Raw genomic sequence first — 14,769 nt, forward strand, 5'->3', positions numbered from 1 at the left:
GACATTCATATCATTTCGACTTCCCGCTCTCTATTTATATTAGAAAAGAAATTTACTAGTAATAAAAAATCTGAATATTGCTAATATTGACAATGTTAATCTGCTTGATAAAATGATAATATCTAAACATAGCGTAGAAAATAGGAGATGAAGGAGGCATGAGACGTGAAAATGTCTGAGAGATTGGCGGCAATTCCTGAAAGTTATTTTGGCAAAATCATGGGACGAAAAATCGAATATGGGCCTCTGACATTAATTAATATGGCTGTTGGTATTCCGGATGGTGAAACACCACAGGGTATCATTAATCATTTTGCTAAAAGATTGAACGTACCTGAGAACCAAAAATATGGTGCCTTTCATGGTAAAGCATCATTTAAGCAAGCCATCATTGATTTTTACCAAAGACATTATGATGTTGAATTAGATGCGGAAGAGGAAGTTTGTATTCTATATGGTACGAAAAATGGACTTGTTGCACTGCCAACTTGTCTCGTTAATCCTGGGGAAAACGTATTATTACCAGATCCAGGGTATACAGATTATTTAGCGGGTGTCATGCTTGCAGATGCGCAACCTGTCCCATTAAATTTAGAACCACCGCATTATCTGCCAGATTGGGATAAAATAGATAAAAATATATTAAATAATACAAAGCTCATCTATTTAACATATCCAAATAATCCAACAGGCTCTACTGCTACTAAAGCAGTGTTTGATGAAGCAATTCAAAGATTTAAAAATACCAATACTAAAATTATTCATGATTTTGCTTATAGTGCATTCGGTTTTGATGCTAAAAATCCAAGTATTTTATCTTGTGAAAATGGCAAAGATGTAGCAGTTGAAATTTTCTCCTTATCAAAGGGATATAATATGTCAGGATTTAGAGTAGGCTTTGCAGTAGGAAACCGTGACATGATTCAGGCCTTGAAAAAGTACCAAACACATACGAATGCAGGTATGTTTGGTGCCTTACAAGACGCAGCAACCTATGCGTTAAATCATTATGACGAATTTTTAGAACAACAAAATGACATATTCAAACGAAGAAGAGATATGTTTGAACATAAATTAAGCGAAGCAGGATTGCCATTTGTACACTCAAAAGGTGGTATTTATTGTTGGTTAAAGACGCCACCTGGATATGAGAGTGAATCATTTGAACAGTTCTTATTAAAAGAATATTCCATTTTAGTGGCACCTGGTATCCCGTTCGGTGAAAATGGTAGAAACTATGTAAGGCTATCTTTAGCACTATCAGAAGAACAACTTGAAACAGCAGCAGAACGATTAGCAACTTTAGCAAATTTATATGAAAAATAGTGCATAGGGGATGACGTTATTATGACAAAAATTAAAATAATGAGTGTGCGTGACGAGGATATTGTATATATTGAATCATGGGCGAAGGAAAATAACGTGGAATATGAGTTAACTCAGTCACCGTTAACAGAAGATAATGTCGATGATGTTCAAGGATTTGATGGCTTATCGTTATCACAACAACTACCCATTTCAGAAGCGGTGTTTGCTAAATTAAAATCATTCGGTATCAAACAAATAGCACAAAGAAGTGCGGGATTTGATACCTACGACTTAGAGTTAGCATCAAAATATGACATTATCGTCTCTAATGTACCTTCGTATTCACCAAGTTCAATTGCAGAATTCGCAGTGACACAAGCTATTAATGTTGTCAGACATTTTAATGCTATTCAAACTAAAATGAAATCACACGATTTTAGATGGGAGCCGTCAATATTATCACAATCAATCAGTGATTTGAAAGTAGCAGTTATAGGTACCGGAAGAATTGGAAGTATTGTAGCTAAAATTTTTGCTAATGGTTATGGTTCTGAGGTAGTAGCATATGATCCTTTTCCTAATGAGCATATTAAAGATATAGTCTCATACCAAACCACTTTTCAAGAAGCCATTGAAGGGGCAGATATTGTTACTTTACATGTACCGGCTACTAAATATAATCATCACTTATTTGACCGATATACATTTAATCATTTTAAAAAAGGTTCAGTGTTTGTCAATTGTGCACGAGGATCTTTAGTTGATACACATGCGTTACTATCATGTTTAGATAGTGGGCAAATTAAAGGTGCTGCTCTAGACACGTATGAATTTGAACGTGGTTTATTCCCTAGTGATCAACGAGATAAAAATATGGATGATACATTACTTCAACAATTAATTGATAGAGAAGATATCATCATAACACCACATATTGCGTTTTATACAGAAGCAGCAGTGAAAAACTTAATCGTTGATGCGTTAGATGCAACGATGGAAGTTATTCAAACAGGCACCACTCATTTGCGGGTAAATTAAAAAACGGGAGCGATACCAATTAAGGTCGCTCCCGTTTTAATCTTTATTTAACATCGTAGCCTTGATCTTCAATAGCATCTTTCATGTCAGAAAGTTGAACTTTTTCTTCATTATAATCAACACGTACTTGTCCTTTTTCTAAATCAACTTCTGCAGCTGAAACACCATTCATTTTAGCTAAAGCAGATTCAACAGCATTTTTACAATGATCACAACTCATACCTTCTACATTAATAATTTCTTGTCCCATTTTAATTCACCTCATTTTATTTAATGACTTATCTTCATTTTATAACTAAGTTGTATGACTTAAAAGTAATTGACATAACTTAATTGGGTTGTCTTATTTAATGATTCGTTTCAATCTTAATGCATTGGTTACAACGCTAACAGAACTTAATGCCATCGCAGCTCCTGCAATCCATGGTGCAAGTAAACCTAAAGCAGCAATAGGGATACCTGCGATGTTATATCCAAATGCCCAAATGAGATTTTGACGGATGTTGCGCATTGTTAGTTGGCTAATATTTAATGTTTGAGGTAGTAATGATAAATCACCACCTAATATTGTAATATCGGCTGCTTCAATCGCAACTTCGGTACCTGTACCCATGGCAATACCGATATCTGCAGTAACCAGAGCAGGTGCATCGTTAACACCATCACCAACCATAGCTACTTGTCGACCTTCATTTTGTAGACGTGTGATGTTGTCAGACTTTTCGTCTGGAAGAACATTGGCAATGACATGATCAATACCGACTTGTTGTGCTATTGCTCGGGCGGTATTGTTATTGTCACCAGTCAACATCACGACATCTATATTCAGTTTGTGTAGTTTTTGTATTGATTCTATAGCATTGTCTTTAATAGTGTCTGCTACCGCAATCATACCTTGATATATACCATCAATGGCAATCAGCATGACAGTTTTACCATTGCGTTCCCAGTGGGTCATTTTTTCGTCTATATGGGAATTCAAATTGATGTGATGTTTTGTCATTAATTGACGATTACCAACTAAAATTGTTGAATGGTCAATCGTTGCGGAAATACCGTGGCCTGGCATAGCGTTAAATTCATCAGTATCCACTAATTCAAGATTTTTTCCTTCAGCATAGTCTACAATGGCTTTAGCCAATGGATGTTCAGAAGCATACTCTGCACTAGCAAGTAATTGTAGCGTATGTGTGTCACCATCAAAATCAGTAACTACAGGCTTACCATAAGTAATGGTACCCGTTTTATCTAGCACGATGGTATCAATGTGTTGCGCTTGTTCAACGTACTGACCACCCTTAAATAAAATGCCTTTTTCAGCAGCGCGTCCTGTTCCCACCATGATAGATGTAGGTGTAGCTAAGCCTAATGAACATGGACAAGCGATAACAAGGACTGAAATAGCTGCCATAAGTGCAGGTTCAAATTGTCCGGTATGGACCACAGTGATCCATATGATAAACGTCAGTAGTGCTATACCGACAACGGTTGGCACAAAATAACCAGATATTTGGTCAGCTAAGCGTTGTATAGGCGCTTTAGAACCTTGGGCTTGTTCGACGACCTTAATGATATTAGCTAGTGCTGTATCATTACCCACTTGTGTTGCTTCCATAATAATTGATCCATTTTGATTAATGGTTGCCCCAATAACTTTGTCATTGATATTTTTATCTACTGGGAGAGATTCGCCAGTTAACATAGATTCGTCTATAGACGTCATCCCTTTTATAATAACACCATCAACTGGGATTTTTTCACCAGGTTTAATAACAATATGGTCACCAACTTGAACATCTTTAATGGGAACCATCTTTTCAATACCATCTTTAACAATGCGCGCTTCCTTAGCTTGTAAACTTAATAATTCACCTAGGGCATTGGTCGTTTGTGTCTTAGCTTTTGCTTCCAAATATTTACCAAATAAAATAAGTGTAATTAATACAGCACTCGTTTCAAAATAAAGGTGTGGCATATGCGTTGAATGATTGAGCCATTTAAACATTTCATAGATACTATAAAAATAAGCTGCGCTTGTACCTAAAGCGACTAATACATCCATGTTTGCAGAGCCATTTTTTAGATTTTTATAAGCACCTTTATAAAATTGCCAACCGATGATAAATTGTACTGGTGTAGCCAATGTGAATTGGAACCAGGGATTCATCAATATGGAGGGCAAAGGTAAATGGAATAAATGAACCAACATCGTCATCAGTAGCGGTACTGATAATACGATAGAAAAGATTAATTTATAGAACTGTTTCTTCAATTGTTTATCTTTATTTGAATATTGTTGTTGTCCTTCTTTGACTTCAGCGTCATAACCTAAATTCTGTATTTTAGAAATAAAATCATCACTATTAACGACACCTCGATAATATTTCACAGTTGCTTGTTCTGTAGTCAAGTTAACCGTCGTTTGATCGACACCATCCATTTTATTAAGGACTTTCTCAATACGATTTGAACATGCTGCACATGTCATACCAGAAATAGTTAATTCAACACTGTCTTTAACTACATCGTATCCCAAATGTTGGATTTCATTAACATAGTCATTAGTACGATATTGTCCTTTTAAATCTTCAATAGTGGCTTGCTCAGTTGTAACGTTAACCTGAGCTTTAACATTATCCAATTTGTTTAATTTCTTTTCAATTCTATTGGAACACGCAGCGCATGTCATGCCTGTGATATCTAGAGTTGTTCTTTTGTTTTTATCCATGCGAAAGCCTCCGTTTCTATTCATATTTAATATACCCCCTATAGGTATTTAAGTCAATTGTATGAATTACAATTTTGTCAGTAAATAGGTAATATAAAACGCAAAAAAGTACAATTCTAGCATGTGTATGACATGAGAATTGTACTTTAATCATCTATATTAACAGCGGATTCGCTGGTATTGTCATTCAAGCGAGTCGGTGATTAAGTAATGATTTAGAAGAAATCTGATGGGGAGAATTGTTTTAAATCAATATCTTTAACTTGGTTTATATCATAGTTGGAAATATTCTCTAAAAGTTGTCCGCTTTTCACTTGTTGATAGTATTCGTCAACTTCGGTAATGACATCATGTGTTTGTACTGTTTTGATGACACCTAAGAGGACAAGGACTGCAATAACAGTTTTTAATATCCGTTTCATTATGATCGGCTCCTTTTTGTATTGATACTATATATTATAGGAAATAAAGCGCGCGAATACATGGGGCTATGGTATTGATATCATCTCGTACTTCGGTAGGATGTTTAAAAAGATGCCTAGTGAAAGTGTTTAAATAGTTTTGAAAGAATATTTATAGGGAACTTGAATATTGATTAGGAAAGGAGAAAAGTTATGAATTTATTAGAATTTCATCAACAAATTAAAGGTTATACGCAAAGTAATCAACCAGGTATTGAAGCGGATATGACACCTAAGCCAATAGCTGAGTTAAACACATATCAAGCAGCAGGAAAATTAAAAGATAAAGTAGCGCTAATAACTGGCGGTGATTCAGGCATTGGACGTGCGGTTGCGATACTATTTGCTAAAGAAGGCGCTAATGTAGCCATTGGATACTATAATGAACATCAAGACGCTAAAGATACAGTTCGTCGTTTAGAAGAATTAGGTGTTAAAGCTAAAGCATATGCACATGATTTAAAAGACGAGACACAATCGCAGCAACTTGTGAAAGATGTCGTTGATGACTTTGGTGGTCTTAATATTCTAGTTAATAATGGTGGCGTGCAATTTCCTAGAGATTATTTTGAAGAGATTACACCGGAACAAGTTAAAGAGACATTCCAGACGAATATCTTTGGAATGATATTCTTATCTCAAGCAGCAGTACCTTATTTAAATGACGGTGATTCAATTATTAACACCACAAGTGTGACAGCGTATAGAGGGTCAGGACACTTGATTGATTATTCTGCGACTAAAGGTGCTATTGTGTCATTTACACGTTCATTAGCGACGACTTTAATGGAGAAAAATATCCGTGTGAATGCAGTAGCACCAGGGCCAATCTACACACCATTGATTCCTGCAACATTTGATGAAGAGAAAGTTGAAAATCAAGGTGGCGGTACACCAATGGGGCGTCGTGGTCAACCGGCTGAACTAGCACCATCATATGTATTTTTAGCAACACCTGCAGATAGCTCATATATCACTGGACAAGTGATTCATGTTAATGGTGGAGACTTTATGACCACATAAAAGATAGATAAACAGATTAAATGATAGGATGACGTAATCAATGACAGAAAAAGAAAAAATGTTAGCACATCAATGGTATGATGCGAATTTCGATTCGGAATTAATCAATGATAGAAAAAAAGCTAAAGATTTATGCTTTGACTATAACCATACAAAGCCAAGTCATGAAGACAAAAGAAATGAAATATTAAAGGCATTGTTCCAAACCACTCCCGAAAATATAGACATTGCAATTCCATTCGATACTGATTACGGGTGGAATGTGTCCTTTGGTAAAAATGTATTTCTTAATACGAATTGTTATTTAATGGATGGTGGTGGTATTACATTTGGAGATAATGTGTTTGTGGGTCCCAATTGTGGCTTTTATACAGCGACACATCCATTGAAATATAATGATAGAAATAAAGGGTTAGAATTAGCTGAACCAATTGATGTCGGAAGTAATACGTGGTTTGGTGGTAATGTGGCAGTATTACCTGGTGTTACAATCGGCGAAGGTAGTGTAATCGGAGCAGGAAGTGTTGTAACGAAAGATATCCCTCCCAATAGTTTAGCAGTAGGAAATCCATGTAAAGTCATACGTCAAATTGATAATTAATCATATAGTCGTCCATAAGAGGTATGTATTGTTCAATACGTTTGCTTCTTGTGGACTTATTTTTTATTGAATTTTAGTCGCTAACTTAACTGCCAGAATCAAAAAGTTTTATGGATTGATTCATTTGCATATTAAATTTTTGAAATATTAAGATTTTTAAATGAAAGCGATTGCAAAAGTGTAACAGTACATAGTAGAATGTAAGAAAGGTTAAGATAAAATTGCACTGAAAGGCAGTAACATCAAGAGGCATTTATCTAGACCTCAATATCATAAAACAAAGGGTTTGAAGAACTCACTTTAATATTTCATAGGGGGTACGCAATAATGGTAGTAGATTTTAAGAATGAACCAGGTATTGATTTTACGGTTCAAGAGAATGTAGATAAATTTAAAGAGACGCTCAAAAAGGTTGAAGGAGAACTTGGTCAAGATATTCCATTAGTGATTGATGGTAAAAAAATCAGCAAAAAAGATCAATTTGAATCTATCAATCCAGCCAAAACATCTCAAACCATTGCTAAAGTCTCAAAAGCAACAAAAGAAGATGTAGAGAAAGCATTTCAATCTGCTAACGAAGCATACCAAACATGGAAAAAATGGTCTCATAAAGATCGTGCTGAATTAATGTTACGTGTTGCTGCAATTATTCGTCGTCGTAAAGAAGAAATTTCTGCAGTAATGGTTTACGAAGCGGGGAAACCATGGGATGAAGCAGTAGGCGATGCAGCTGAAGGTATTGATTTTATCGAATACTATGCCCGTTCAATGATGGATTTAGCTGATGGTAAACCGGTATTAGATAGAGAAGGAGAGCATAACAAATACTTCTATAAATCGATTGGTACAGGTGTTACGATTCCACCTTGGAACTTCCCATTCGCAATTATGGCTGGTACAACATTAGCACCAGTAGTAGCAGGGAACACAGTATTATTAAAGCCAGCAGAAGATACACCATTAACTGCATACAAATTAATGGAAATCTTAGAAGAAGCAGGCTTACCTAAAGGGGTAGTTAACTTTGTACCGGGCGATCCAAAAGAAATTGGTGACTACTTAGTTGATCATAAAGATACGCATTTTGTTACATTTACTGGATCAAGAGCGACAGGTACACGTATCTATGAAAGAAGTGCAGTAGTTCAAGAAGGACAAACATTCTTAAAACGTGTCATTGCTGAAATGGGTGGTAAAGATGCGATTGTTGTCGATGAAAATATCGATACAGATTTAGCAGCAGAAGCCATTGTTACCTCAGCATTTGGCTTCTCAGGACAGAAATGTTCAGCTTGTTCTAGAGCCATTGTTCATAAAGATGTTTATGATGAAGTTTTAGAAAAAGCAATTAAATTAACGAAAGCATTATCACTAGGTGATACGACTGGCAACACGTTCATGGGTCCAGTGATTAACCAAAAACAATTTGATAAAATTAAAAATTACATTGAAATTGGTAAAGAAGAAGGTAAATTAGAACAAGGTGGCGGCACGGATGATTCTACTGGCTACTTCATTGAACCTACTATTTTCTCTGGGTTAAAATCTTCAGATCGTATCATGCAAGAAGAAATCTTCGGACCAGTAGTTGGATTTGTTAAAGTTAAAGACTTTGATGAAGCTATTGATGTTGCTAATGATACTGAATATGGTCTAACAGGTGCAGTGATTACAAATAATCGTGAACATTGGATTAAAGCCGTTAATGAATACGATGTTGGTAACTTATATTTAAATCGAGGTTGTACAGCTGCAGTTGTTGGTTATCACCCATTTGGTGGATTCAAAATGTCAGGTACGGATGCCAAAACAGGTAGTCCAGATTACTTATTAAACTTCTTAGAACAAAAAGTCGTTTCTGAAATGTTCTAAATCACATAGTAATTAAAAGCTATAAAAACGTTGTTTAAGTCGCATTATGACTTAAACAACGTTTTTTGTGTTTCATAAGAATAGAGTGAAAAATTAAGTTGTCATAAATTGTTGATAATATTGGGGTAAATGATATTGAATATCAATGGATAAAAGTATACGCTTACTTTAATTAATAATGATTATCAATATTATTTGCGGAGTGTGAGGGAAATGACAAATATAAAATCAGCATTAAAAAATATAGAATTAAACAAATTGATATCGATAATAAAGACATGATTTATAGATTGAATGCATTTGGTATTCGAGTAGGATCTGATATTAAAGTGAAACAACGTTGCATGTTTAATGGGCCATGTGTAATTGAGATTAGCGGCCAACAAGTGAGCATTAGGCACTGCGATGCTTGTCAAATAGCTTTGGAGGAATAATTTATGAGTCAAAGCTATTGTATTTTAGGTAATCCCAATGTCGGTAAGACCTCCCTCTTTAATAATTTAACAGGATCTTATGAATATGTAGGTAACTGGAGCGGTGTCACTGTTGAAAAGAAAGTTGGGAAATTAAAGCAAGAATTAGGAACTCTCGTTGATCTACCTGGGACATATGATTTATCTCCAATTTCTAAAGATGAAACAGTTGTGACAAAGTATTTATTACAACATGATTATACAGGAATGATTAACATTATAGATGCGAGCCAACTTAAGAGAAACTTGCAGCTAACCATTCAATTATTAGAACTGAATGTGCCAATGATGATTGGTTTAAATATGATCGATGTATCTGCTAAGCGAGGTATTATGATTGATCATGACAAACTAATGCGTCGCCTAAGAGTGCCGGTATTACCCGTGATTGCACGTAATGGTAAGGGCACAGCGCATATGCTTGAAGAGTTACAATATTTAGATCAAGCTCATGTGCCACACTTCAAATTGAACTATGGAACAGAAGTAGAAAAAGCTATCAAAGCGATTTGTACGTGTTTAAAACACAGTACTCATTATACGTCGCAGCAAATGCGTTTTATCGCGATTCAATATTTGTTAGACAATGCACAAATTTGTCAAACGTTAAATCAGACATTGATTCAACAATTAGAACCTATTAAGTCAGAACTTTCACAACAACTCACATTATCCATCCGTGATGATATAGAACAAAAACGTAATCATTATATAGAACAAATATTAACAGACGTCGTGACATATCCAGATGAAGAAAAGCAATTCTTTTCATCAAAATTAGATAAAATATTAATCAACAAATATATCGGAATGCCTATTTTTCTGGGGATTATGTGGTTGATATTTCAAATTACTTTTACTTGGATTGGAACGCCATTATCTGATCAATTAGATGGTTTTATTGGAGGCACCTTAACTGATTGGGTTAAATCAGGCATGCATCAAATTGGTGTTGTACCATTTTTACAAGATTTAATTACAGATGGAATCATTGCAGGTGTGGGGTCAGTACTTGTCTTTGTACCACAAATTATCGTATTATTCTTCTTTATTTCACTGCTTGAAGATTCAGGGTATATGGCTAGAATCGCTGTGTTAATGGATAAGTTAATGGAACATTTTGGATTAAGTGGTAAAGCGTTTATACCGATGATCATTGGGTTTGGATGTAATGTGCCTAGTATTATGGCTGCACGTAGCATTGAGAATGAGAAAGAAAGACTATCGACAATATTAATTGCACCATTTATGTCGTGTTCAGCAAGATTACCCGTCTATGCTTTGTTTGTAGGTGTCTTCTTTAAAGAACACCAATCTTTAGTGGTGCTCAGTCTATATGTCTTGGGCATTGTCATTGCACTCATTGCAAGTACTATTTTAACTAAGACTGTGCTTAAAAATAAGCATTCGTTATTTATCATAGAGTTACCTACGTATCGAATTCCATCAATCAAAACATTATGGAGAAGTACATGGGAAAAAGCAAAAGGCTTTGTTAAAAAAGCAGGTACCTTTATATTTGGCGGATCGGTCGTAATTTGGCTTCTAAGTTATGCAGGACCGGGTGGGTTTAATGTGAGTATCGACCAAAGTTTCTTGCACATCGTTGGCTCAATTGTAGCAACTGTACTGCATCCATTAGGATTTGGTACTTGGCAAGCAGGTGCAACACTCGTTCCAGGATTTTTAGCTAAAGAAGTCATTGTTAGTTCAATGGCAATCATTTATTCATCAAGTGAAGGTGGTCTTGTACATGTTTTACAACAACAATTCACACCTTTATCAGCATATGCATTTATGATTTTTATATTATTATATATTCCATGCCTATCAACAGTAGCAACGATTCGTAAAGAAACATATTCAATCAAATGGACTTTATTTTCAATGATTTACCCATTAGCAACAGCTTATATTTTAGCACTAGCATTTTATCAAATTGCTAGATTAATCGTTTAAGGAAGTGGCATGATGTCAATAATTATTAATATTTTGATATTTTTAGCAATATTTGGCTATACAGCTTATGTATTAATCAAATATTTTAAACAATCCAAGTCTGGGCAATGTGGTTCTTGTAGTTCTAAATGTCATTGCGATGATCAAATTAAAAGTACCCACAGTAAAATTTTTAAATGAAAAAAGTTCGATATCTGATTTTTAATATATTAAGAAATGATTGATGAAATATTAATTTACTAGAAAAATGATTAAAACTTTTAAATAGTGATATATAGTCAATAAGCAGAAAAATAAAAAACTATTGGGGGATTTTAATCATGAAAGGTAGTAAGAAATTAAATCAGTTATTAGAAGACAATGAGAAGAAGTTAAAGAAATTATTTAAATATGATAAGAAAGAGGCATTGTCATTCACGAAAGAAGATAGAGAAAAAGTCGAGAATCAGTTTGGTGTATATGTGATATTTGATAATAAAAAACCTGTCTTTGTCGGCCAAACGGGTGGTTATTCAACTGGGTATAAGCCGATTCAAAAGGATTTAAATAGCAAATTAGCTCAATATAATTCTAAATCTGATAGTGGTACAACTAAATTTAGACGAGAGCTTGCTAAAAGTAAGAAAAAAGATACATCAGATTTAAAAGGTGTAACTGCAGAAGAATACGGGTTAACATTTCAATATATCAAGGTCAAAGATGAACCGGCATTTATTAATATTTTAGAAATTTTAGCATTAGAATATGCGAAACAAGAAAATATGAAGTTATACAATTTTCAATAATTAGTAGAATTCAGAATATCAAGCGATTGAATGAATAAAGACTAAAGGTGACAGAGCCTTTAGTCTTTATTGTTAGTATTTTGATTCAAGTCTTTTAAATATTGTTTATGATAAAAGTTGGCGAGTTTCAAATCATGGACGAAAGAGATGACAGGTCTTATCGTCATTTGTATACTACCGATAACAAAGAGAACTGTTCCAATTGTTACGGTTTTATCGCTAAAAAATAAGAAACTACCAACTAAAAAGACAAGTCCTAATACGATATCATTAACTTGATAAATTGCTTTATAAAAGTTAGTGATTTGATTCGCATGTGCTTCTGTGGCTTTGCTATTAAGTTGGTTATTTGTATTGAAATGTAAATCGACATCATTAGGATGCTTTTTCACAATCATCACCCCCAATTGATTATATAATGGTAGTCATTTTCAAACAACTTGAAATAGAAATAGACGAATTTGGAGTGATCATAATGGAATATAATTGCTTTTATCAATCACCAGTTGGCCAATTAGAATTAGTCAGTGATGGTCAATATTTAACTCAATTATTATTTAGTAATCAACAACAACCAACTGAAAGAGAAAACAAAGCATCGTTACCAATATTTAAACAAACAAGATCCTGGCTAGATACGTATTTTAAAGGAGAACGTCCACAAGAAACTATTCCTATTCAACCATCAGGAACAACATTTCAACAATATGTGTGGGAAGAGTTGAACCAAATAGAATACGGTAAATTAACGACTTATGGTGATATAGCTCAATGTATTGCTCAGAAAATGAATAAAGATAAGATGTCAGCACAAGCAGTAGGTGGTGCGGTAGGTAGTAATCCGATATCAATTATTATCCCATGTCATCGGGTAGTTGGAAAAAATGGTAGCTTGACAGGGTATGGTGGGACATTGCCTAATAAAATCAAATTATTAGAAATAGAAAATATAGACATGACGCATTTATTTACACCGAAACACACAACAAAGCCATAATAAAAAGCCTAGATGTGGACATCAATGATGATGGTCCGATACATCTAGGCTTGTTTATATTCATATGAGAAATGCAATTTCTGATAAAGTTTATTTTGGAACGTGGTATTCACGAATATTGTCATTAATTGCTTTTAAATAGAAGATGGATTGATCATTTTCAACTTTATCTTGTTGTTCATCAAATTCTAATTCGTCAAAACGTTTAAAGAATGTTTCGTAGTCTTCAACTGACACTTCTTGACGTTGTTTTAACGCAGATTGATGACTTTCGATATCTAAGTGATTTTGATAACCATCAACAACATTAGCACTAAAGAATTCGCCGACAGAACCTGAACCGTAACTAAATAGTCCGATTGTTTGTCCACTTGATAGTTCGTGATTTTCTAATAATGAAATAAGACTTAAATATAATGAACCAGTGTAAATATTACCTACATAACGATTGTAATAAACCGCATCTTCATAACCTGCTCTTAGACGTTCTTGCGTTGTTTCATCAGCGTCATCAATAATTGATTCTAATGCTTTTTTACCCATTTTTGTAAATGGCACATGGAAACATAATGATTCGAAATCAGCTAATGATTTATTTTCACGTTTAGCATATTCGTTCCAACTATGTTGGAATGAGCGTATATAGGCATCTTTAGATAATGCACCATCAACTAATGGATAAGCATGGCCTGTTGGTCTCCAGAAATCATATACATCTTCTGTGTAAGCGACAGCATCATCATTAAGTTGTAAGATGCTAGGATTGTGTGAAATCATCATTGCTACGGCACCAGCACCTTGTGTAGGCTCTCCACCAGATTGTAAGCCGTAACGTGCAGTATCACTTGCAATAACTAATACCTTTTCTTCTGGACGATTAGCAAGGTAATCTTTAGCTAATTGAATGGCAGGTGTTGCAGCATAACATGCTTCTTTCATCTCAAAGCAACGTGCAAAAGGTTGAATTCCTAGTAAACGATGCACTTGAACGGCTGCGGCTTTAGCAGAATCAATTGCAGATTCAGTTGCAACAATAACCATACCGATTTTCTTTTTATCTTCGTCTGTTATAATATCTTTAGCAGCATTTGCTCCCATTGATACGATGTCTTGATTGACTGGACTTACAGCCATTTCAGTTTGGCCAATACCAATTAAAAATTTATTTGGGTCAACTTGGCGTGCTTCTGCAAGCTTTGCCATGTCTACATAAAATTTGGGTACATAAAAGTTAATTTTATCTATACCTATGTTCATAAGGCGTACATCCTTTCAGTTTTAAAAGTAGCATTAGTATCATACCAAAATCATTTAGTGATATACAATGAATATAACAGATTTTACTCTTAATGTATAACAGTTATGTAAGCGTTTTAATAATTGCTTTAAATAGCTTTTTGAATCAAGTTGAATTTAAAAAACATAGCGAGCAATGTTGTTATAATTTAAAAATTTTAGAATGTTTTATAAGATTGAGGAGACATATAGGTAGTATCATCTACAAGACGATTACGCTTTTATGGA

At 34.4% G+C, this 14,769-nt stretch carries 15 protein-coding genes; 10 read left to right on the top strand and 5 right to left on the bottom strand.

The annotated features are described in order from the left end of the window. Positions 1-171 precede the first annotated feature (171 nt). Both ssp1_RS01670 and ssp1_RS01675 read left to right on the top strand, forming a co-directional pair. On the top strand, positions 172-1,326 hold the full coding sequence (locus tag ssp1_RS01670) for an aminotransferase class I/II-fold pyridoxal phosphate-dependent enzyme (protein WP_171970110.1): 1,155 nt from the start codon (positions 172-174) through the stop codon (positions 1,324-1,326). Between the two features lie 21 nt (positions 1,327-1,347). Then, positions 1,348-2,346, top strand: a complete 999-nt coding sequence (locus ssp1_RS01675) for a D-lactate dehydrogenase (RefSeq protein WP_002450148.1) — start codon at positions 1,348-1,350, stop codon at positions 2,344-2,346. 43 nt (positions 2,347-2,389) lie between these two features. Here the strand turns inward: ssp1_RS01675 and copZ are convergent, their stop codons facing one another. The 3 genes from copZ to ssp1_RS01690 form a co-directional block, all read right to left on the bottom strand. Continuing rightward, positions 2,390-2,596 (bottom strand): copper chaperone CopZ, encoded by a 207-nt coding sequence (gene copZ, locus ssp1_RS01680; RefSeq protein ID WP_049424001.1) that lies wholly within the window; start codon positions 2,594-2,596, stop codon positions 2,390-2,392. 93 nt (positions 2,597-2,689) lie between these two features. Next, complete coding sequence (locus ssp1_RS01685) at positions 2,690-5,074, bottom strand: heavy metal translocating P-type ATPase (RefSeq protein WP_075777971.1); 2,385 nt, start codon at positions 5,072-5,074, stop codon at positions 2,690-2,692. Between the two features lie 215 nt (positions 5,075-5,289). Then, the gene (locus ssp1_RS01690; RefSeq protein ID WP_075777972.1) at positions 5,290-5,496 is read right to left on the bottom strand and encodes a hypothetical protein; all 207 of its coding nucleotides are present in this window, start codon (positions 5,494-5,496) and stop codon (positions 5,290-5,292) included. A gap of 192 nt (positions 5,497-5,688) precedes the next feature. Between ssp1_RS01690 and ssp1_RS01695 the strand changes: the two genes are divergently transcribed. From ssp1_RS01695 to ssp1_RS01725, 7 genes are all read left to right on the top strand, one after another. Further along, positions 5,689-6,558, top strand: a complete 870-nt coding sequence (locus ssp1_RS01695) for an SDR family oxidoreductase (RefSeq protein WP_075777973.1) — start codon at positions 5,689-5,691, stop codon at positions 6,556-6,558. 40 nt (positions 6,559-6,598) lie between these two features. Then, complete coding sequence (locus ssp1_RS01700; RefSeq protein ID WP_075777974.1) at positions 6,599-7,159, top strand: sugar O-acetyltransferase; 561 nt, start codon at positions 6,599-6,601, stop codon at positions 7,157-7,159. Positions 7,160-7,486: 327 nt separating this feature from the next. Then, the gene (pruA, locus tag ssp1_RS01705; protein WP_107532300.1) at positions 7,487-9,031 is read left to right on the top strand and encodes an L-glutamate gamma-semialdehyde dehydrogenase; all 1,545 of its coding nucleotides are present in this window, start codon (positions 7,487-7,489) and stop codon (positions 9,029-9,031) included. A gap of 227 nt (positions 9,032-9,258) precedes the next feature. Continuing rightward, a complete protein-coding gene (locus tag ssp1_RS01710; protein ID WP_075777976.1) occupies positions 9,259-9,465 on the top strand; it encodes a FeoA family protein in 207 nt (68 codons plus the stop codon). 3 nt (positions 9,466-9,468) lie between these two features. Beyond that, positions 9,469-11,463, top strand: a complete 1,995-nt coding sequence (feoB, locus tag ssp1_RS01715; protein WP_107536043.1) for a ferrous iron transport protein B — start codon at positions 9,469-9,471, stop codon at positions 11,461-11,463. Positions 11,464-11,475: 12 nt separating this feature from the next. Further along, positions 11,476-11,643, top strand: a complete 168-nt coding sequence (locus ssp1_RS01720) for a FeoB-associated Cys-rich membrane protein (protein WP_049423994.1) — start codon at positions 11,476-11,478, stop codon at positions 11,641-11,643. A 140-nt stretch (positions 11,644-11,783) separates the two neighbouring features. Beyond that, positions 11,784-12,248 (top strand): hypothetical protein, encoded by a 465-nt coding sequence (locus ssp1_RS01725; protein WP_002450139.1) that lies wholly within the window; start codon positions 11,784-11,786, stop codon positions 12,246-12,248. 59 nt (positions 12,249-12,307) lie between these two features. Here ssp1_RS01725 and ssp1_RS01730 read toward each other — a convergent pair whose 3' ends face one another. Continuing rightward, positions 12,308-12,646: a YrhK family protein gene (locus ssp1_RS01730; RefSeq protein ID WP_002450138.1), complete on the bottom strand. Its 339-nt coding sequence runs from the start codon at positions 12,644-12,646 to the stop codon at positions 12,308-12,310. Positions 12,647-12,723: 77 nt separating this feature from the next. Between ssp1_RS01730 and ssp1_RS01735 the strand changes: the two genes are divergently transcribed. Beyond that, positions 12,724-13,245, top strand: coding sequence for a methylated-DNA--[protein]-cysteine S-methyltransferase (locus ssp1_RS01735; RefSeq protein ID WP_002450137.1), 522 nt, complete (start codon positions 12,724-12,726; stop codon positions 13,243-13,245). A 90-nt stretch (positions 13,246-13,335) separates the two neighbouring features. Here ssp1_RS01735 and ssp1_RS01740 read toward each other — a convergent pair whose 3' ends face one another. Further along, positions 13,336-14,502, bottom strand: a complete 1,167-nt coding sequence (locus tag ssp1_RS01740) for a hydroxymethylglutaryl-CoA synthase (protein ID WP_075777978.1) — start codon at positions 14,500-14,502, stop codon at positions 13,336-13,338. Positions 14,503-14,769: the final 267 nt, after the last annotated feature.

Source organism: Staphylococcus sp. M0911, assembly GCF_003491325.1.
Classification (GTDB): domain Bacteria; phylum Bacillota; class Bacilli; order Staphylococcales; family Staphylococcaceae; genus Staphylococcus; species Staphylococcus warneri_A.

Bases quoted from the DNA above. Each gene is read 5' to 3' on its own strand.
- ssp1_RS01685 (WP_075777971.1), bottom strand. From the start codon at position 5,074: ATGGATAAAAACAAAAGAACAACTCTAGATATCACAGGCATGACATGC.
- ssp1_RS01700 (WP_075777974.1), top strand. From the start codon at position 6,599: ATGACAGAAAAAGAAAAAATGTTAGCACATCAATGGTATGATGCGAAT.
- ssp1_RS01720 (WP_049423994.1), top strand. From the start codon at position 11,476: ATGTCAATAATTATTAATATTTTGATATTTTTAGCAATATTTGGCTAT.
- feoB (WP_107536043.1), top strand. From the start codon at position 9,469: ATGAGTCAAAGCTATTGTATTTTAGGTAATCCCAATGTCGGTAAGACC.
- ssp1_RS01690 (WP_075777972.1), bottom strand. From the start codon at position 5,496: ATGAAACGGATATTAAAAACTGTTATTGCAGTCCTTGTCCTCTTAGGT.
- copZ (WP_049424001.1), bottom strand. From the start codon at position 2,596: ATGGGACAAGAAATTATTAATGTAGAAGGTATGAGTTGTGATCATTGT.
- ssp1_RS01675 (WP_002450148.1), top strand. From the start codon at position 1,348: ATGACAAAAATTAAAATAATGAGTGTGCGTGACGAGGATATTGTATAT.
- ssp1_RS01730 (WP_002450138.1), bottom strand. From the start codon at position 12,646: ATGATTGTGAAAAAGCATCCTAATGATGTCGATTTACATTTCAATACA.
- ssp1_RS01735 (WP_002450137.1), top strand. From the start codon at position 12,724: ATGGAATATAATTGCTTTTATCAATCACCAGTTGGCCAATTAGAATTA.
- ssp1_RS01670 (WP_171970110.1), top strand. From the start codon at position 172: ATGTCTGAGAGATTGGCGGCAATTCCTGAAAGTTATTTTGGCAAAATC.
- pruA (WP_107532300.1), top strand. From the start codon at position 7,487: ATGGTAGTAGATTTTAAGAATGAACCAGGTATTGATTTTACGGTTCAA.
- ssp1_RS01695 (WP_075777973.1), top strand. From the start codon at position 5,689: ATGAATTTATTAGAATTTCATCAACAAATTAAAGGTTATACGCAAAGT.
- ssp1_RS01740 (WP_075777978.1), bottom strand. From the start codon at position 14,502: ATGAACATAGGTATAGATAAAATTAACTTTTATGTACCCAAATTTTAT.
- ssp1_RS01725 (WP_002450139.1), top strand. From the start codon at position 11,784: ATGAAAGGTAGTAAGAAATTAAATCAGTTATTAGAAGACAATGAGAAG.